This is a genomic window from Desulfomarina profundi, assembly GCF_019703855.1.
Lineage (GTDB): Bacteria > Desulfobacterota > Desulfobulbia > Desulfobulbales > Desulfocapsaceae > Desulfomarina > Desulfomarina profundi.
The window spans coordinates 2,567,152-2,586,638 of the sequence record NZ_AP024086.1; the positions used below are offsets into that span (position 1 = coordinate 2,567,152).

The 19,487-nt window shown below is 47.6% G+C and carries 19 protein-coding genes and 1 pseudogene; 3 read left to right on the forward strand and 17 right to left on the reverse strand.

Features of this window, described 5'->3' with window-relative positions; genetic code table 11:
* Positions 1 to 154: 154 nt before the first annotated feature.
* The 13 genes and pseudogenes from LO777_RS11815 to LO777_RS20690 all read right to left on the reverse strand — a co-directional run.
* Positions 155 to 1,033, reverse strand: a complete 879-nt coding sequence (locus LO777_RS11815) for an LpxL/LpxP family acyltransferase (RefSeq protein WP_228854100.1) — start codon at positions 1,031 to 1,033, stop codon at positions 155 to 157.
* A gap of 12 nt (positions 1,034 to 1,045) precedes the next feature.
* Positions 1,046 to 2,212, reverse strand: coding sequence for a DUF2062 domain-containing protein (locus tag LO777_RS11820; protein ID WP_228854101.1), 1,167 nt, complete (start codon positions 2,210 to 2,212; stop codon positions 1,046 to 1,048).
* A gap of 171 nt (positions 2,213 to 2,383) precedes the next feature.
* Positions 2,384 to 3,748 (reverse strand): lipid biosynthesis B12-binding/radical SAM protein, encoded by a 1,365-nt coding sequence (locus tag LO777_RS11825; RefSeq protein ID WP_228854102.1) that lies wholly within the window; start codon positions 3,746 to 3,748, stop codon positions 2,384 to 2,386.
* Positions 3,733 to 4,992 (reverse strand): B12-binding domain-containing radical SAM protein, encoded by a 1,260-nt coding sequence (locus tag LO777_RS11830; RefSeq protein ID WP_228854103.1) that lies wholly within the window; start codon positions 4,990 to 4,992, stop codon positions 3,733 to 3,735. The genes LO777_RS11825 and LO777_RS11830 overlap by 16 nt, the downstream gene beginning before the upstream one ends.
* Complete coding sequence (locus LO777_RS11835; protein WP_228854104.1) at positions 4,992 to 5,531, reverse strand: beta-ketoacyl synthase N-terminal-like domain-containing protein; 540 nt, start codon at positions 5,529 to 5,531, stop codon at positions 4,992 to 4,994. Before LO777_RS11835 ends, LO777_RS11830 begins: the two co-directional genes overlap by 1 nt.
* A gap of 3 nt (positions 5,532 to 5,534) precedes the next feature.
* Positions 5,535 to 6,578 (reverse strand): radical SAM/SPASM domain-containing protein, encoded by a 1,044-nt coding sequence (locus tag LO777_RS11840; RefSeq protein ID WP_228854105.1) that lies wholly within the window; start codon positions 6,576 to 6,578, stop codon positions 5,535 to 5,537.
* Between the two features lie 142 nt (positions 6,579 to 6,720).
* Positions 6,721 to 8,025 (reverse strand): phenylacetate--CoA ligase family protein, encoded by a 1,305-nt coding sequence (locus LO777_RS11845; protein ID WP_228854106.1) that lies wholly within the window; start codon positions 8,023 to 8,025, stop codon positions 6,721 to 6,723.
* An 11-nt stretch (positions 8,026 to 8,036) separates the two neighbouring features.
* Positions 8,037 to 8,792, reverse strand: a complete 756-nt coding sequence (locus LO777_RS11850; RefSeq protein ID WP_228854107.1) for a lysophospholipid acyltransferase family protein — start codon at positions 8,790 to 8,792, stop codon at positions 8,037 to 8,039.
* A gap of 4 nt (positions 8,793 to 8,796) precedes the next feature.
* Positions 8,797 to 9,060 carry an acyl carrier protein gene (locus tag LO777_RS11855; RefSeq protein ID WP_228854108.1) on the reverse strand — a complete coding sequence of 88 codons (264 nt, stop codon included), beginning with the start codon at positions 9,058 to 9,060 and terminating at the stop codon, positions 8,797 to 8,799.
* Positions 9,057 to 9,551: a hypothetical protein gene (locus tag LO777_RS11860; RefSeq protein WP_329955743.1), complete on the reverse strand. Its 495-nt coding sequence runs from the start codon at positions 9,549 to 9,551 to the stop codon at positions 9,057 to 9,059. Before LO777_RS11860 ends, LO777_RS11855 begins: the two co-directional genes overlap by 4 nt.
* A complete protein-coding gene (locus LO777_RS11865; RefSeq protein WP_228854109.1) occupies positions 9,455 to 10,288 on the reverse strand; it encodes a beta-ketoacyl-[acyl-carrier-protein] synthase family protein in 834 nt (277 codons plus the stop codon). The genes LO777_RS11860 and LO777_RS11865 overlap by 97 nt, the downstream gene beginning before the upstream one ends.
* Entirely contained in the window at positions 10,279 to 11,562 is a 1,284-nt protein-coding gene (locus LO777_RS11870) for a phytoene desaturase family protein (protein ID WP_228854110.1), read from the reverse strand. The genes LO777_RS11865 and LO777_RS11870 overlap by 10 nt, the downstream gene beginning before the upstream one ends.
* A gap of 71 nt (positions 11,563 to 11,633) precedes the next feature.
* A pseudogene (locus tag LO777_RS20690) lies at positions 11,634 to 11,726 on the reverse strand (hypothetical protein); the annotation flags it as partial.
* A gap of 519 nt (positions 11,727 to 12,245) precedes the next feature.
* On the opposite strand from LO777_RS20690, the gene LO777_RS11880 reads away from it, so the two are divergent.
* Complete coding sequence (locus LO777_RS11880; protein ID WP_228854111.1) at positions 12,246 to 13,259, forward strand: ABC transporter substrate-binding protein; 1,014 nt, start codon at positions 12,246 to 12,248, stop codon at positions 13,257 to 13,259.
* Positions 13,256 to 14,878, forward strand: a complete 1,623-nt coding sequence (locus LO777_RS11885; protein ID WP_228854112.1) for a sensor histidine kinase — start codon at positions 13,256 to 13,258, stop codon at positions 14,876 to 14,878. Before LO777_RS11880 ends, LO777_RS11885 begins: the two co-directional genes overlap by 4 nt.
* Positions 14,879 to 14,966: 88 nt before the next feature.
* On the opposite strand, the gene LO777_RS11890 is transcribed toward LO777_RS11885, so the two are convergent.
* Together LO777_RS11890 and LO777_RS11895 are read right to left on the reverse strand one after the other, a co-directional pair.
* Complete coding sequence (locus LO777_RS11890; protein WP_228854113.1) at positions 14,967 to 15,533, reverse strand: PAS domain-containing protein; 567 nt, start codon at positions 15,531 to 15,533, stop codon at positions 14,967 to 14,969.
* Between the two features lie 101 nt (positions 15,534 to 15,634).
* Entirely contained in the window at positions 15,635 to 16,093 is a 459-nt protein-coding gene (locus tag LO777_RS11895; protein WP_228854114.1) for a helix-turn-helix domain-containing protein, read from the reverse strand.
* Positions 16,094 to 16,318: 225 nt separating this feature from the next.
* On the opposite strand from LO777_RS11895, the gene LO777_RS11900 reads away from it, so the two are divergent.
* A complete protein-coding gene (locus LO777_RS11900) occupies positions 16,319 to 17,569 on the forward strand; it encodes a sigma-54-dependent transcriptional regulator (RefSeq protein WP_228854115.1) in 1,251 nt (416 codons plus the stop codon).
* 133 nt (positions 17,570 to 17,702) lie between these two features.
* Here LO777_RS11900 and LO777_RS11905 read toward each other — a convergent pair whose 3' ends face one another.
* Together LO777_RS11905 and LO777_RS11910 are read right to left on the reverse strand one after the other, a co-directional pair.
* Positions 17,703 to 18,989, reverse strand: coding sequence for a radical SAM/SPASM domain-containing protein (locus LO777_RS11905; protein ID WP_228854116.1), 1,287 nt, complete (start codon positions 18,987 to 18,989; stop codon positions 17,703 to 17,705).
* A gap of 51 nt (positions 18,990 to 19,040) precedes the next feature.
* Complete coding sequence (locus tag LO777_RS11910) at positions 19,041 to 19,178, reverse strand: hypothetical protein (RefSeq protein WP_228854117.1); 138 nt, start codon at positions 19,176 to 19,178, stop codon at positions 19,041 to 19,043.
* Positions 19,179 to 19,487: the final 309 nt, after the last annotated feature.

The window sequence follows — 19,487 nt, forward strand, 5'->3', positions numbered from 1 at the left end:
GTAAAAACTCCGATCTACTGCGTTGTGGGGTGATCGTGTAATGCTCGACGTACCATATGTACGCCTGCGCTTACACGACACCGCCACGCCTTGTATATCGAAGTTTTTCCAGAGTCCATCTGGGAACGTTGAACGACTTTTTACGAGATCATCATTATTGCTTCCAGATATTATAAAAATTATACCATTGAAAGGGAAATTGCTGCAGGTATGCTTCCATTGCCGCAATATATTTCCCCGCACACTCCCTCAACATCAGTGCTCTCCTGGACCTGTCTTCGTAACGGGGATAAAAATAATCCCACATTTTCAGCTGGTAAGTCTTCCGACCGGTCTTGGCAGCAAATAAAACAGCCACCGGCGCCCCTGCCGTTGCCGCCAGCATATAGGCCGCATCAGGCAGCTTCATGGGCTCACCCAGAAAATCAACGCCGGAGGAGGAACCGCTGATCAACCTGTCTCCCATTATGGTCACGACCTCCCCCCTCTGAAGGGCGGCAGCAGCGTCAATCATACCTCCAAAGGGACCATCGGCATCAATAATTTCAAAACTCCGCTTTCCCCTGATATCGAAAAAATGTTTGGCCACAGCCTGCCGATCATACTGCATCAGGGCATGTACCCTCACCGGCAGACCGTCAAGATTGGCAAGAGCGGCCTGCCAGTTTCCCACATGGCCCGTCAGAAGAACAACCCCTTTCTTTTTTTCTATGAGGTCCAGCAGGGTATTATAACCGATAAACTCACCGTCAAAACTGCTGTCCCCGGTCAAGCCTATCCACCCCCTGTCAACAAGAACCTGCCCGAACGAGAGAAGATTTTTAAAAGTATACCACCAGTATTTCCAGGCCTTTCGCCCGGGAAACCTGTGGTTGAAATAGGGGCGAACTGTTCTGTGAATCCCGCGGCTGCAGAGTGCATAGCAGAAAATCACCGGAACCAGCAGCACAGAACCTCCACCATGACCAAAAACCCGCATGGTCATATAGAAAAACCAGTGTCCCAATGCCTCCAGCTGTTTTTTCAGAGCCATCTTTCCCTCAATTCAGCCGACGTCCCGGCCACCTCTGCTGAAACTTCGTGCGGCGAAGTAAATAATCGCTGCCCCGATCAGACCGAGCAGGGGCCCGACCAGGAGAGAACCAAGCAGCCAGTCCCAGATCCGATGGTGAACTTCAAATAACCATTTTTCATGGGACAGATCGAACAAAAAATGGCCGGTCCTGAAATAATATCCCGTCTCGATACAGAGGGCCGGAACCAGGGGCGGCATGCAGAACTGACTGGCCGCCACCGCCGCAACTTTATTGAGATGAAAGCGATGGGACACATAGATGATAACAATCGTATGGCAGGCAATAAGGGGTAGAGCACCCAGAAAAATACCAATCCAGACAGCAACTGCCAGCCATAAGGGAGAACCATTTTCCCTGCAGAGGTTTTTTAAGATCCGCCAGGGCCCGCCGGTCGGCTTCTTCTCTTTTTCTGTACTTTTCACAACCAGCTGCCTGTTCGGCAATGGCAGAAGACGGCGAAATACTAACCTGCTGTGAATCCGGGTCAGTCGCCAGTTATCAATTATTTTATCGAAATGACTGATCCGCTCCCCGGGTGGCGGATAATGGACAGAGACATCAACAGAACGCACGTCAAGCCCGGCCCAGATTGTCTTCACCAGGACCTCAATCTCAAAATCATACCGTTTACGTTCCAGGGGCAGCTGAATCAATTCCCGAACCGGATAAAGCCGGAAACCACTCTGGGTGTCACTCAACTCTTTTCCCGCTTCCAGACGTACCCAGAAATTTGAAAATGTCCGGCCAAACCGGCTTGAACCAGGGACCGTTTCCTGGACCATCCTCCTCGCTCCGATAATAATTGCCGGCCACTCTCCCCGTTCAGCCTCGGCAGTCAGCGTTACAGCCTCCCGGGGGTCATGCTGTCCGTCAGCATCAATTGTTAGAATTGCATCATACCTTCGCTCTGCCGCGAAATTTGCTGCAGCGAGGATGGCCGCCCCTTTACCCCTGTTTTCAGAAAACTTCAGGGTATAACAGTTCAACTCTGCCACCCTGTCCAGGCCACCATCACTGCTGCCGTCATCCACAACCAGCACAGGAAATCCAGTCGGAATCGCACGCCGGACCACATCTCCCAAGGTTGAACCATGATTGTAGACCGGGATTACAAGCAGAACCTTGAGACGGGACATTAAATGTAACTGGTTACAGGATTTGTAATTCTGTGTCTTCATCCGTATATAAACCTGTAAGTGATCTGGGGTGCTGCAGATTCGTGCAGGCGTGACTGGCCGCTATAGCCCCTCTATGCGGGCAGTCGCGACCGTGCGAATATGCCGTGCCCCTGATCACTTACCATTGAATCAGCGCCTCCCCTTTGTCAGCAGGAGATCCCACAAAGGTCCCGTGTGACCCATGTCATGCAGCATGGCAATACGTTCCTCAAATTCATGACAGGGATAAATTCTGTCCATCCTGTTCCCGAACGAATCCAGTATCATCTCTTCCATTCGCTCCCTGTCTATCCCGGGGGAATAATAATATTCCGGGGTCAACAGGGGCTCGTCCCCCGTTATGATACCATCCGACACGGCCCTGTCAAAGATACCGGTCCCCGGCAGAATGCGGATACCGATAAAGGCAAAGACAACACTCTTTTCCAGTTTTTCGATATTGGCCAGCCCCTCTTTCATGGTCCTTTCATCTTCACCGGGACAGCCGAACATAATGAAATGGGCGCAGGGGATCTTCTCAGCCACCACACGCCGGTGAACCTGCAGGACATCCTCGAAACTGAAATTTTTCCCTATTCCCGCCAGAGTCAGGTCCGTTGCCGCATCGGTCCCCAGTTCCATGGCCGCCAGGCCCGCCCGCTTCAACAGCCTGAGATCGTCCCGTTCCAGGCCCTGGGGCCTGAAAAACGCACACCAGGGCAGCCTGTTCTCCCTGCGGATAAGGGCCTCGGCCACCTGGAGAAACCTCTTCTCCGAATCATTGAAAAAACTGTCAGTAAAAAAGAGATAGCGGGCTCCGGATTCCCGCTGCAGATGGATAACCTCTTCGGCAACATCTTCCGGATCACGATAGCGCAGTGTCTTCCCTTCGATCATGGGATAGGAACAGTAGCTGCATCCATACGGGCACCCCCGCTTGGTCTGGACATTGAGCATTCCCCCATGCTCCGTATAATACCTGACTGTACTCGTGCTGAGATCCGACGGATACCACTCCCCCTCCCGGGGGCTGGCCACAAAAATCTTTTCTTTCGGCCTACGTCCGGCTGCCAGTTCCGTTGCCAGCCAGGGAACGATGATCTCACCTTCTCCCACCACACCGTAATCCGCCTGGAGAAAGGTGAGTAATTTTTCGGGCATAATGGAAAAGGCGGGACCGCCCAGTACCAGGATTGTATCAAGTTGTTTCCGGATTCCCTGGACGGTTTTCAGAATATCCTGAAGGTATTCCCTCGGGTCGGCACTGTCAACGGTATCCAGGTTACGTATGGAGACTCCGACAAAATCATATTTCTTTCCGTGGAGAAATTCCATCAGACCATTTAACCCGCCATCGGCAAGGAGGTCAAAATGGTACACCCTGTGACCGGATCGGCGCAGAGCCCCAACCACATAGGCTGCGCCAATGGGATAGACGGGATACGGTGTCACCACCTGGTTGGCGGAAACGATAAGGCAGGTTGCCCGTATGTTCCGGGTCAGTTTCCCGCCCATTTTCGCTCTTCCGACAGTTTCATGGATTTATAGGTGCCGTCAGCCATTTCCTTTTTAACAAGATCGGAAAACAGCCGGGCCATGCGCAGAGACTGGGACATATCCCGGTAAAACGTCCTCCAGGCATAGCTGTACATTTCCTGCAGGGTATCCGGACTCATATTTTTCGGCTTATAAACAACCTCTGCCGTGGTATAACGGGACCAGTCCCTGTGAAGAATACGTCCCTCCCGCTCGTAGGTGGCCGTTACGGGGGTATGGGGGAAAGGGGTGAGAATGGAGAATTCCGACATATCCACATCAATTTCCAGCAAAAAATCCACCAGCCTTTTGATGTAATCCGCATCCTGGTTGTCGGTACCGAGCAGCACAGCCGCCTCGACTCCGATGCCGTGATCCTTGAGGCGTTTTACCCGGTTTCTGATCACATCAGAGGTATCAAAAACCGCCTGGTACACGTACCAGCAACCGGCCTCCGCCGCCTTGGCAATAACATCATCCTCATCAAGAATTGGATGGCTGATCCACTTTTTCTTCAAGGGAATAAGGGCTTCAAACAGCTCCATCACCCATCCTTTGTCCTGGGCCAGGGAATTGTCCACCAGGAAGAGGCGGTTATTGTCAATACCGCTGATCTCCTCCACCACCTTTTCAATGGGACGGGGACGAAACTGCCTGCCGCCCAGGTAGGCGGTGGCACAGGGAAAACAGTTAAACCGGCACCCCCGTGAGGCGTGAACCAGATCCACCATTCTCACTCCCCTGTACACATACCGTTCATCGTTAAGAACGGACCGATCTGCAGGACCAACGCTCTCAATTGGCGGAAAGTCGTGGAAATAGTCATACTTCTTTCTCAACCGTCCCTTTTCAAGATCGTCCAGGACAGTGGCCAGACGACCGTCTTCCGTTTCTCCCAGGAAGATGGAATCAACAAAACTTTCCACTTCCCCGGCATGGAGCATGGTAGAGATGCCACCGGCGATGACCGGCACCCCCTTTTCCTGATACAGCGCCGCAATTTCCCGCCCCCGGGGCAGCTGACAGGTAAGCATCATGGAGAGCAGAACCACATCGGTATCCGCCTCAAAGTCTATTGCATCCACATTCTCATCAATAAAACGGACCTCATATTTATCGGGAATGGATGCCGCCACACAGACGGGTCCGTGGGGTGGGAGATGAAACTCGGTCTGCTCGGGAATCTTATGCCACTTGGGATAAACCAGGGTTACAGTCTGCATTATATTCTTTCTACAACAGTTAAATTTACGGATATTTCCTCCTGCCCGTCCACGGTGTGATAATGATCAAAATCACAGGCGAGCATGAACTCCAGAGTCCTGTCGGATTCCAGAAAACGCCTGGCCTCCAGTTCTGCCTTTTTCAAAGGTATTTTATTCTCAAACACAGCAAAAACCGGACCTGTCAATCCAAATGCCACAGCTGTTTCAGCCAGGGGAATATTGGGCAGGGTATAACCAAACAGAGCCGGACTGGCCAATCCTTCCACCATGGAATCGACAAAGGCAAGGTCTGTATGCAGAGAACCTCTTTTTGTACCGCCGATCAGACCAACCCTGCGACCGGAATCACTGAATCTGTGACCGCTCTCCAGCAACCCGCGATCCTGCAGTAACTGAGCGCTCTGTACAATCAGCAGGCGACAGAGAGGAGTCATCCGCCCCCATCGGCCTGGCACCTTTCCCAGCAGAGCGGAAACAGACTCATCCGCCTGGTCGGAAAATATCCAGTTTTTGTCAACCCCATCCGGTCGTTTCATGGATCAACTGTCCTTTTTCAGCCAGCAGAGCGGGTCTTCCGCCAGATAATCTCCAGTGACCTGGTAGGCGTGCCCCCGGCAGCCATAACAGTGATCGCTGATATCACAGGTCGCACACTGACCCTTAATAGTTGTCCGGATATTTCGCAGCTCACGGATAACCTGACTGTCCTTCAGGATGTCCGCAAGTTTTCTTTCACGTATATTCCCGGCGGCCACACTGACACCCGGACATGGATGCACTTCACCGACAGCGGTAACAGTACAGGAATATTCGTGCCTGGCACACTGGGAGGCCACCAGTGGAGGATGGGGATTCCAGGTACAACCAAATTCCTCCCTGTCGATTCGGGACAGCTCCTCAAAAAGTGCCTTGACCATTGCCGGCTCAACCTCCAGGTCATCGTGTTCCGTGGCCCTGCCCTGCATGGTCATTGCCTCCACATAGGGGACAATGCCAAGCCTTCTGGCCCAGCGCCACAGGTCAGGCAACTCGTCATAATTCTGATTGCAGATGATTGTTTCCACCCCGAGAGGATGTTCCATATCAGGATAGCCCGCCTCCTGCAATGCCTCCAGACCCCGGTTGATGGCGGCAAATGCTCCATCTTTTCCGGCCAGATAATCCTGGACCTCTGCCTTTCTGCTGTTCATTTTGAGAATGACACCGACCCCGCGTCTGTAGAGTTCTTCTGCCATTTCTCCGGTAAGGCACAACCCGTTGGTGAAAAGATCAACCACGATTTTTTCACTGAGAATCTCGTCAATCACTTCAAAAAGGTGAGGGTACAGGAGCGGTTCCCCACCACCGAGTACTATGATTTTTTTAACCCCAAGCTCCTTTGCCTGTCCTATGACATCGAAAATTTCATCCAGGGAAAGTTCATTTTCAAGGGCTGTCCCGGAGGAGGCATAACAATATACACATCGCAGATTGCACACCCTTGATAATTCCAGTTCCAGGGAAAGCAATCCATTTCGTTTCCTGCACCAAGCTATTTCTTCCGGGGAAAACTCCATCCCCAGCTGATCACCTAAACACGTCATTACAGCCTGTTATCCTTTCGACCCAAACGAGTCGTATTCCGTAGCGTAAAATAAAACAACCAACCTACCCCTAACACCTAACACCTAACGCCTAACGCCTCACTCCTCACTACCAACGCCTAACCCTCAACCCCTCAACCCCTCAACGATAATCAAAAAACTTCTTCGGCTTTCTACCGCCACTCTCAAACATCTTGGCCACAACCTCTCCGCTCTTGCGAATTTTTACAGCAGGTCGCACGCGCAGTGCAGCCTGGAGGTTCTCTTCAATACTCTTCTGGCCGATATCGGTATCACAGCCGACGACCACCGTCACATCGTCTGCACCGTCGGCAGCGACGCGCACTTCCACATAGGCACCCCGTATCCGGTCATCTTCCTGAAGAACATGAAAGACAGTTTCGGGGTAAAACGTGGTTCCCCGGTACTTCAACCGCTGGGCCAGCCTGCCTTCAATGGGCCCCAGACGTTGTGTATTCCAGCCACAGGAACAGGGTGAACTCTCAAGACGGGCAATATCTCCTGTTCTGAATCGAACCAGGGGAAAGCCTTCCACACCAAGAGGAGTCACAACAATCTCTCCAGCTGTTCCGTCCGGCAGGGAACACCCGGAATCATCAACAATCTCCACCAGCATCAGTTCCGGATGCACATGTCCACCACAGGATTTGACACATTCACAAAAGGCCGTCTCAAATTCCGTAGCACCATAGGAAGAGCGCACCTTTGCTCCCCACAGCCTCTCAACCTGTTCCCCAAGCGCCGTAAGAGAATGATCAGGCCGCCGTACCGGTTCTCCAATAGTGATAATGGTATGAATAGAGGAATCGGCCACGGCCAGCCCCTTGTCCATTCCCCATTCACCGATCTCCTTTAAAAAACTGGGCACTCCGACAATTACCCCCGGATTCAGTTTTTCGATGATGTGCCACTGGCGCGCCGGTTGTCCCGGTCCACTCCTGATTGCCCTGGCCCCGAGAAAGGTGATGCCGCTGTAATAGGCCAGTCCCGCGATAAAACAGCGATCCAGGGTAACCGTCAGCAGCACTCTGTCCCCTTTTTTCACACCCGCGCCATGAAAGGCAACCGCTTCATTAAAGGCCAGGCGCTGGAGATCGGCTCCACTGTAGGGAATAATCACCGGTTCCCCCGTGGTGCCCGAAGTCAGGGCGATGTCCCGAATATTCTCACTGTCGGCAAGACCAAATCGTTTGGGAAAGCGGTCAAGATCATCACGACAGGTAAAGGGCAGCTGCGAAAGGTCGGCAACAGATTCCAGTGATACGGCCTGTTCATCCTGGCCGAGAATCTCCCTGTAGAACGGTATCCTGCGGGCTTTTTCCAGGTGTTTTTTCAACAGGTGTAACTGTTTTTTTTCAATCTCGTGCCGGGGTGCCCTCCTCAGGGCAAGTGCCTGCTCAAGACTATATGGATTATTCTGATTCATAACAAGGCCTTTCAAATAGAAGAGTCACTCCCTGTAAAATGTCCCCTCTTCTGCAATGTTTCCTCAATTCTTGTATACACTTTTGAGCGAAGTCGCTGGATTTTTTCCTCAACCTTAAGCTCCCCTGTCTCAGGATAGACCGCCTCCAGGACAACAAGGTATATCTTTCCCGGGGTCAGCATTCTGGCGCCTGGCGGCAATACCCTGCCGGATCCGAGAATACAGACAGGAACCACCGGAAAACCAGTCTCAACAGAAAGGGCGAATGCACCGTTTTTAAAGCGACCGAGACGACCGTTACGGGAACGGTGACCTTCAGGCCAGATAGTGACGGAACTCCCTGCTTCCAGCAACTGTCTGCAATTCACCCGAACCTCTTCCCAACCCGCTTCTGCGTTAACGTAACCGGCCAGACGCATGAATACATTATAGACCGGAATTTTAAACGGCCACGAGGTTACAAATCCGTTTTCAGTAGCTATCAGACCGAAAAGATAGGGATCAACAGCGGAATTATGGTTGGCGACAAAGACGGCCGGTGAGGGAAGATGGTCCCCGCAAAACTCAACCCTGACAGGGTCAAGAAATGATATCAGGCGAACAAGAACAAAACCGTAAAATCGTATGGCCCTTCTCAGGCCGGACGCCAGAGGGCGGCCCAGCAGGAAAATATTGACGAAAAGAATCAGAGGCAGAATCAGCAGACCGACGCAGGTAACCAAGGTGAACAACGACCAGAAGTAAATATTAAAAAACAGTTTCTTCAACGGTTCAGCCTTTTTCCTGCTCTTTTTTCAACCGTATGAGAAACTGAAAGAGATCTTCCATGGTACGGATTGAGCGCAGGGCTTCCTCGTCGGTCAGCTTCATACCAAAACTTTTTTCAAGAACCACGACCATATCCACCGCATCAAGGCTGTCCAGACCCAGATCATCGTACAGGGTTGCCTCAGGGCCCATTTCTTCCGGGTCCAGTTCAAATTCTTCCGCCAGGACCTCAACTACCTTCTGCCGAAGTTCATCGTCGGAAATCATAGAGTACGTCTCCTTATCGCCAGGGAGGTATTCACTCCTCCCAGGGCAAAATTATTTTTCAACACTGTTTCCAGGTTTGCCACCCGCTTCTCCCCAACAAGGTCAACAACTGCACAACGGGGGTCAATACTGCCCAGATTTCTCGTTGGAATAATTTCCTGCCGCTCGAGCATCTCCAACAGAACTATCAGTTCAAGGGCTCCCGCGGCCCCCAGAGTGTGACCGAGATGGCCCTTCAGGGAACTGACCGGTATTGCCCTGTCCACAGCGGTACTGATCGCCGCGGCCTCGGCAATATCTCCCTGTTCCGTCCCGGTCGCATGGGCATTGACATAATCGATATCCCCAGCCACAAGACCACCCTCTCCCATGGCCAGTTCCATTGCCCGTATCATCATCTTTTTATCCGGGCTGGCAATATGCCCGCAGTCAGTAACATTGCCAAACCCAACAATCTCACCATATATTTTCGCCCCCTCCTCTCTGCTGATTCCAGGCTTTCAAGGACAAGAATTCCACTGCCACCACCGCAGACAACTCCATCCCGATCCCGTTCAAAGGGACGACATCCGCCCTCAGGGTCCGAATTATTAAAGGAGGCTGCCCGCAGCAGATCAAAAACGCCGGTTACGGAAGCATGGGCCTCATCCGCTCCTCCGCACAGGACAATATCCTGCCGTCCCGCCTGAATCAGGATATACCCGAGACCTATTGCCTGGGAAGAAGATGTGCAGGCACTTACCGGGGCCCACTGTTCACCTTCGACACCGAGGGCAAGACAGACATTAGCCACACAACTGTGCCCCATCATCTTAAAAAACTCTCCGGACTTGATCCCGTCGAGTACCTTTTCAGGCAGATATTTCAGGTAAAACTCCTCATAGGCAGCTGCACTCCCGGTGGTGGAACCAATGGCAACCCCTGTTCTCCCGCCTTCCAGCATCTCTTGTTGGATATCAGCATCAGCAATGGCCTCCCTGGTGGCCAGGGTTGCATACACTGCCATTGCCCCCATGGTTCTCCGAGCTGATCTGGGCAGGAATTTTTTGGCGTCAAAATCCGGCACCGGTGCGGCGATATGACTTCGCAGTCCCCTGATCTCCGCCCATTCCTCCATATGGCGGACTGCAGAACTGCCGGCCCAGATTTTTTCCAGAAGAAGGGGAACTCCAAGACCAAACGGCGATACAGCCCCCCTTCCGGTGATAACAACCCTGTTCACTGCCACGTTTTCACTTCCTCCCACAGGGATTCAAGACCAAGTATTTCTCCGGCGCCCACCAACCCTGAAATGGATGCTCCAACAACTCCTGTCATTAATGTGGACTGACCACTCAGGTAAAGACCTGGAAGCCGGGTACGAACATCCGGATTAAACTGATCCAGACAATGCATAGCTCCGTAGGCACACCCGTCCGGTGCTGCCAGTTCATCGCGAAATGTGAGAGGAGTGCCTATGGCAGACGGCTTTATTTCCCCACAGATATCTCCCCACCTCCGCTGTGCTGAACTCACCATATCCCGGGCAACATTCTCCTTCAAATCCTCATATGCAGAAGGACGATTTCCAGGAGAGCTCTTCGCAAAACCGGCAACATCATCCCAATACCCAAGCCGGAGCAATATAATGCCATTTTCTCTCCCCTGCAAGATTTCCCCCTTGCGGACAGCAGTCCCGGTCATCATCATCGGGCGGAAATGGGGCGGGGTTAAACTGCTTTTCGGAATGACCTCGTTTTCATCCGGAAGAAGATAATAATTAAGTGGACCGTCAGCAAGTTCGACCGGACGACTGCTTTGACCGAACACTGCAAACATGGAAAGAGAATTACGCAACTCCCGTAACCTTGTGCTGTATGCCGGTCTGAAAACCCCTGGGGGTACCATATCTATAACATGTGCCGGATGACCGGTAAAAATCACCTGGTCGCATTCTATGTGCCCGCCACCGCTGATATCCACCCCGCAGACCTTCCCGCCCTTGACCCGAATCCCCGTTACCTCTGAGGAGGAGTACATCTCTCCCTCCTGGGTTTTCAACCTGTTCACAAAGGCATCAACAATTGCCTGTCCCCCACCGCTGATGGTATACGCACCGGAATAGTAACCGTGGGCAACAAGGGCATGGATTTCCAGGGAGGCCAGTTCAATGGGAACTCCATACAGAAAGGCGGGTGCAGCGAGAATGGCCCTGAGATAGCGGTTTTCGGTAACAGTGTCCAGAAAAGTTGCAAGTGATCTGGGCCGTGACTTATATCCACGTAGGAACGGTGTCAGGGGCAGGCAGGTGTTATAAAAAGGTACATCTGCACAGATGTCACGAACTGTTGCGAAGTATTTCTGTATTCCCTGTTTTTCATCGGGAAAACAGGAGATAAGTTCGGCTTCAAAGCGACCATAGGAAAAATAACCTCGTACAGGATTTCCAAGTCGTGCAAACTCAAACTGGTCATACCCTTCAGCCGACAGGGGATGATCGGAATTTCCGTCCGGACACCACAATACCCCCAGAGCAGATCGAGCAATTCTCCCTGTCCAAGACAGCCGGTATAGTGGAATCCCACATCATAGGCAATCCTGTTCCGTCTGAACTGACGAAGAGCACCTCCGAACTCAGCCTGCCTTTCAACCACTGCCACCTTTCTACCTTTTTTCGACAGCAACACTCCGGCCGTCAACCCGAAATACCACTGCCGACAATGACTACATCAGCTTTCACCCACTTCGCCCTCACAATACATACTCGTTACCCCCATATCATACAGACCTTCGGAAGATCTCAACAACTCCCAAAAGAGTCACCATACGAAAAATCATTGTCAAAAACAACCAAATATGAACTGTACAGCCACAGATAGTAGGATTTTCTGAATCCCCTTTTCCTCATAACAAAAAATTGAACCACCACTTTATAATCCTGCAATGTTTTAAAATAGTCCTGAAAACACAGCTATCATGCTGCCATTTTCAGAATAAAGGTTGGGATCGAAAGCATTTTCTATCACGCAATTGCTGTTTTTTCTTTCAAAGAGCAATTAAAATGATTAAAATAAAATATCAACACTCTTATAATGAACAAAATGACAATCACTTTTCCCCGGTAAGTGTAAGAAAGCGTACTTATACGTACACCATGTACGTGGATGAGTACCCCAGAAGAGATCTGCCCAACCAACTATAAAAAAATGTCCCCATTGCTGGAAAATATTCTCATATCGGGAAACAACTGCAGCCGGATCTCACCGGTCGGAAAAAAAATTACTTTTTCTCCCCTGCCGACATTTATAGTGTTCTTCTGCTTCTCAGCACTCTCTTTTCTCTTTCCTCTCCAGGCCTGTGCAGATGAGATACTCATACTCATGAGCGGTTCACATCCAGCCTATATTGAAGCCACGAGAGGCATCATGTCCGCTCTCAATACAGAAAAAGGTACAGGCGGCCCGAAAACTGTTCTGCAACACAATATTACAGAATTGGTCCTTCAGAACAGTGGAGACAACAACTACTGGAGACAGACAATTATTAATTATCGCCCGACCATGATTATAGCCGTTGGCAAGAGAGCCTTGAAAATTGCCACGGAACTGAAGGATATTCCAATTGTCCATGTCATGGTACCCGGAAGCACCCGACTCCACAACACAAGTGACACAATCAGCGGTGTTTCACTTGAAGTACCACCGCTGACCAGTCTGCAGAAATTACATAAAACTTTTCCTCATATCAAAAAAATCCTGGTTCCCTACAGCCCTGGATACAGCAATGAATTTATCACAAAAGCGAAAGAGGCCGCCAAACTTCTCCATATCACATTGACAACAGTTCCAATTGATTCTTCCCGGGAAGTCCTGACATTCCTCTCTTCCTGGAAAAAGAAAACAGATGCCATATGGATGATTCCCGACCCGACCATCCTGACACGGCAGACCGTTCCCGCCTTTCTCCAGTTCTCTATCAGTAACCGAGCCATCCTGCTTACCTTTGCCGAAAAATATATGAAAACCGGTGCTGGATTTGCAGTTTCTGCTGATATTTTTGACATGGGCAGGGAAGCGGGAACCATGGCCCTTGATATTCTCCGTAAGAATGGGCAAACTGACTATTCCCTGCAGGCTCCTCGCTCCATTCGTACCTATTACAATAGAGAATTGCTGAAAAAACTGGCAACTCTCTCAATAAAAACCGACAATTTATTTTGACACCCGGAAAAATCAAAAAAAAGCTTGAAACGAGCTTTGCAGCCAGGGTGTTTGTGCTTCTTTCCACCGGCATGATTATTGCTGTTATCGGTCTCAACTTTTTTCTTTACAAACTCCAGGAAACCAGGCTCGAAAAACAGATCAAGGTGCAGGGCAAAAGCCTGACCAGGCTCCTGGCACATAATGCGGAACTGGGTGTCTTCTCCGGAAGTGTTAAAATGTTGAAAGCTCCGGTTGAAGCTCTTCTCAGAGAACCGGAAGTAGAGGAAATACGTATTTATGACGAACAGTTTTCTCCTCTTTTAATCCGGCCGGACACCCTGCATAACCAGCATTCACCATGCGGAGTAAACACCACCAACAGCATACCAGCACCCGATAAGGATATCGTGATTGAAGGGAAAAACTGCTTTTCTTTCATTTCACCCATAACCATTGATATCAGTATAAATCCTGAGGAAGAACTATATTTTGAACCCAACGCAAAGTCGACCAACAAGCTTATCGGATATGTCAGCCTGGCACTTTCCAACAGACAGTTCCTCAGCGCCAAACGTGAACTTGTGTTGCAAAGTATCGTTCTTGTAGTCTGTTTTATCCTGATTACAGTACCGATTCTCTATATTGTCATCAAGGAAACCACTCTTCCCCTTCGCCGTCTCCTTGGCAGAATCAGAGAAACCATTCCCGGTGGTTCGGAAATAAGAAACGATATGGAACTGCTGGATTCAACTTTTGATACACTCGTTGCCGAAGTTGAAGAGGCCTTCGGTACCATCAACCAGCTCCGCGAACACCTGGAACAGAAAGTAAAAGAGAGAACCATCGAACTGGAACAGTCCAACAGGGAGTTGCAGCAGTCAATTACCGAATTGCAGCGGACTCAGATGCAGCTGGTACAGTCGGAGAAAATGGCCAACCTCGGTCTGCTGACTGCCGGGCTGGGCCATGAAATCAATAACGCACTCAACTATATCAGCGGCGCCGTTGTCCCGCTGCGCGAACTTTGCCTTGATATTTCACGAAAAGCTGAAAATGGAGAAACCGTTTCAACAAAAGAGAAAAAACAGCTGGAAACCCTGCTGAGGTATACGGAGACCGGCGTCAAAAGGATATCATCATTTATCCAGGATCTCATGAGTTTTGCCAGGCCGGATGAGACGGAGTACAAGCTCATCGATATAAACAGAGAGCTGGATACGGCAACCAGATTGCTGTCCCTGAAAAGAGACGGTAATATCATCATCAAGACGAATTTCGGACCCCTGGAAAAGTTTCCAGCTCTCGACAACCAGCTGGGTCAGGTCTTTCTCAATATACTCTTGAACGCCAAACAGGCGATAAAAGACGAAGGAACAATAACAATCACCACAAAATCATCAGAAAAAGATATTACAATAATCATTTCGGACGATGGGTGTGGTATTGAAAAAAAGATTCTACCCTCTATTTTCGATCCTTTTTTTACAACCAAGGAACCTGGAAAAGGCACAGGACTGGGACTGGGAATCTGCCAGACAATTATCAAAAAACATGGAGGAGAAATTACCGTTAAAAGTGAAACCGGCAAAGGTACCACTTTTACAATAAGGCTCCCGTTTTCAAAAATGCACCACTGAGAGCCTTACCTTCTCATGACTGTAACGTATTGATTTACAATGGCCGGTGAATAATACTACGGAACACAATCAACACTTTTGGGAGACGTTAAAAACAACCTGTTTCTTCAGAAAATCCCGTCAAATCAATATTACTCGACCATTTTCCCAAATAAACGTCGTCAAAACCATATATTTTTTTATTTATCTGTCTCACCTTGCGAATTTCACCATCTTTTCTCCTGATACGAAAGAATACTTCCCAAGAGGGTATATTTCTGGGATCCTGCAGAGCTCTTCTTAATTCTTTTACGACCTCAACAAGATCTTCTTCTATTATAATAGTTAACAGGCGCCGTTCATTTTCATAAAAATACTCAGGTTTATATCCTGTCAATCTCTCACAAGAAGGAGACATGAAAATCAATTCTCCAGCAGGTGTGGTCCAATATTCACAAGTATACATATTTTGACTGACAATCCGACCGAACTCTTCACTGGCATGAATTTGTTCATCTTTTCCTTGAAGCAGTTTTTCAAACCTCTTTATTTTTGTTCTCAATTTTTCATTTTCTGCTTCCAGTTCTGTTACTCGCTTGACTGTGTCGATGTTATCCAAACTGCCATCAGACAAACGAGAATCACCTTCTGAAAAGGTATTCTTTTGAGGTATCATAGAGTTTACTATTATAAGTTACAATCAGGGAATATTGTCATTGAACCGGTGAGCAGGTATCTCCAACTAGAAACCTCCATCACCGCAACACCTTAAAGATGTCAGGCAGCTGTTCCGGTAAAACTCAAAGCAAACTGCTTTATTCTGTCAACATGTGGTGTACTGATCTTCTCGCTTTGCTTGAGCACTATTTTTTCCAAAAATGCTATAGTCGCCAGATAATCTTCTACAGGGTCTCCAGTTGCTTTAATCATCCAATTATCTTCAAATTGAACATTTCCTGAATAATTATCATCCGTATCCATTTCCTCGCATGAATTTCCCTGTTCAAGATAGCAGGCCTGTTCACGTTTCATCGGCCCCCTCCCATCAAAAAGCCAATCAAGGGAATAATCAGTTTTCTCAGCTATTTTAAAAAACCACTCTTTAGGAATTTTATCGTTTCGAATTGCCGAGTATACGGCTTGACGATTAATTTTCAGGTAATCTGCCAACCCAGAATGTGATTGTGTTTGAGTAGCCTTGTAGAACCTTTCCAGAATTTCAGTAGTTTGACTCATATTCGTTCATTAAATTATTTATACCTGCATCGCCCATGACTGTAAATTAATGTTTGACAAAACAGTATATATTTGTCACTCTTATCTTTACGGCGACAAATATAGCTCTTTTCAATCTGATTTCAGAGAACAGGTTACCTGGGCTTTCTCTGCGAACGTTTTATTTTATACCAAATTGTCCAATATTTACAATATTTTTTTACACTATTCAACAAAGGTTAAGTCATGTTTACTCATCGTTATATTGCCAATTATGACGCTCTCGGTATTCCAGAAGATATTACCCAAACAATTACACGTAGTTTTCAAAACAATCAGCAAAAAGACAATATTCCTTCTGGAAACAATATTAATCAATTGAATTCATATAAAATTATTGGAAATTCAACCTCTATCCGGACCGTAAACGAATCAATTTCAAAACTGGCAAAAATGGACAGAGTTTCCGTACTGATAACTGGAGAACCCGGTACAGGAAAAGAATTGATTGCCAGAGGAATCCACAATGGCAGCAAAAGGAAAAATAAACCTTTCGTGCCAATTAATTGTGCCGAAATAAACCCTGATCTCATTCGCGGGGAACTGTTTGGATACGTAAAAGGAATATTTACAGGTGCAGGGGAGGATACCGATGGATGTTTTTTAAAGGCAGGAGAAGGCACTCTTGTCCTTGACGAAATCGGCGATCTTCCGCTCGAAGCACAGGGCATATTGCTCAGGGTTTTACAGGAAAGGCAAATCCGCAGGATCGGGGATGCAAAAGAAACCCCTGTGAAATGCAGATTTATTTTTATAACCAATAAAAATCTTCGTGAATTAGTCAATTCCGGACATTTCAAGGAAGACCTCTACTACAGAATAACCCAGGGTGAAATATTATTCTCTCCACCTCTCAGAGAGAGACAGGAGGATAAATTGTATATTGCTGTTTACCTTCTTATAAAAATATCAGTAGAGCTCGGGTTCACAAATGAATCGTCTGTCTATATTTCTAATTCCTTTATTCGGGTAATCAACAAATATGAATTCCCAGGAAATATAAGAGAACTTGAGGGAATCATTACCAGAATACTCATTCGCAACCAGACAGGACCGGTGACAGATACGGATTTTTATGGAAGCCTCAATCTGGAAAGGACAGATCACAGCCCACCCTCCAAACTCAGCAAAGACGATCCGGCAATAAAAATCTGGCAGAAAAAACTGCGAGACATCAGCGGCATCCTTTCCAAAAACAAGATTTTCATTGCCGAAAGTCTGGCCTGTTTAACAAAAAAGGAATTCAGCCAGAATGAATTTATTTCTCAAATGAAACGACGTACTCGTCTGCATGACAATACCCTGAGAAGATATCTCTCAATTTTGAAAAAACATAAATTTCTTACTCACAATAACGAAAAAACAAATAAAGTCAGATACAGGATTGCAGATCAGGAAGTACCTGGACTGATGAAAAATGGGGGTCATCTACTTTGAATCGAGAAATAAGATATTGTTTACTGAAGACATATATTAAATATACTGAAGATAAATCTTAAAGACCGCAAAGATATGGAGAACAATATCCGTTGATGGACAAACTACAGAAGGCATGGATTCCGGCCTGATCTCAGATGATCACTGATCCCCCGGCCTTTTTTATTTCCTCCTCAATATAATTCATGGAATAAAAAAGTATCTGGCCATACCTACAGTCTACACCGTCAAAGTTCCCATGTTTGATCAGAGCCTGGTTTCGGCAACCTCCTTTACACAGAGGTAAAAGAGAACATTGTCGGCATTTTTCCGGTAATAAACGATTGCACATGACAGCCTCCCTGTAAAAATCAATTCCCGTAACAACATCACCATAAGCCATTTCCCCGGGTTGCAGACTTGGACAAGGCAGAACAAACCCGGCAGCATCAAAAACAAACCTGTGTTTCAACTCCGCCAGACATGTATTTACAGGTGGAGCGACAGGCGGAGACAGATTTCTCTTAACTGCTTCATGCTGTAACCAAACCTGTTTTTCCGGATCATCCAATCCACCCTTGAATTCATCGCTGTGCCGTTGAGCAAGAATGGGAGTAAACTGCACATCATCAATCGAAATGTCATTGTCAATAAAATCATCCAGCATTTCCGGTGCGCGCAAATAGGAATCATCCAACCCGTCATATTGATATTCAATTCTTATGGAAATATTTCCTGATATTTCTCTCAGATTTTTGACAATCACATCATATGTTCCCTGTCCATTCCTGCCCGGCCGCAAATAATCATGTAAATCTGCAGGCCCCGCAAAACTGACACGGAGTCGATCCAATCCGACTCTCTGCAGTTTTTCAACAGAGTTACTGCTTATCAAGGTTCCGTTTGTCGTTATCTGAAAGCTATACGGAATTCCTCTTTTTTCACAAAACGTTTTTCGTTTTTCAGCAATTTCCAAAATCAGGGAATGCTTCATCCATGGCTCACCACCGGAGTAATCATCTACAACCTCAACTGGCGATGTCTCCTCAATATGTTGAAAATAAAAATCATTTATTCTGTCTGCCGTTTCTCTATCCATGGAAATGCTGCTTTTTTCAATAATACAGTAACGACACCGGTTGTTACACTCTCCTGTTACCAGCATTTTTGAGCCAACGCTTCGTCCGTCATGAATCTGTTGCTGATACCAGTGCTGATACACTTGAAACTCATCTATATTATCTTCAACCCAAATATTCATCTCTACAAGTTTCTTTAACAACTCATTTTTTTTCCCCTTATTTGTAACCAGCTCCCTGATATCATTTTCGGGGAGCAAAACCAGAGAGCCTGTTAATGTATTATAGATTGCACGATGGGATTTTCCCTGAAAGATACAAGCTTTTTCAAGATTGAAAATTGATGATTTATATTGTACCATTACACGGCTCCTTTCCGGACAGATCCACCAGAACCTGTCCGGTTATTTTTTTTACATGCGCCCCAGGGAAACAGAAGCCTCACCGAGAATTAATCCACGTAAAGGCAACTTCCGGGCACGTGCTGTTTCCAGATCAAAACGCACTTGCAGGACCAAATCTGCAGCAAAACAGTTGCGTTTTATTGACATAACAACCTTTTTTAAGAATAACCATTTTACTCTCCTTATTGTTTATGATTCAGGTTGAGCATGCTCTTGACAAACGTATACTTGCACTATCCATACCAAGAGCTCTTCTTTTGGTATATTTATATTTTACAAAACATAAACAGCTATAATAAATGGAACTATTCTTTTCATTTTTGCCCCCTTTTTCTTATTGCACTTTCTGAAGTTATGACTTTATGTAAAATACAGGCAAACAAGTTGTAACTTAAACAGCAAAAGTTGCTTCTTTATAGAAATTTTTATTTACAAAATCGACTATGAACCTTAAAG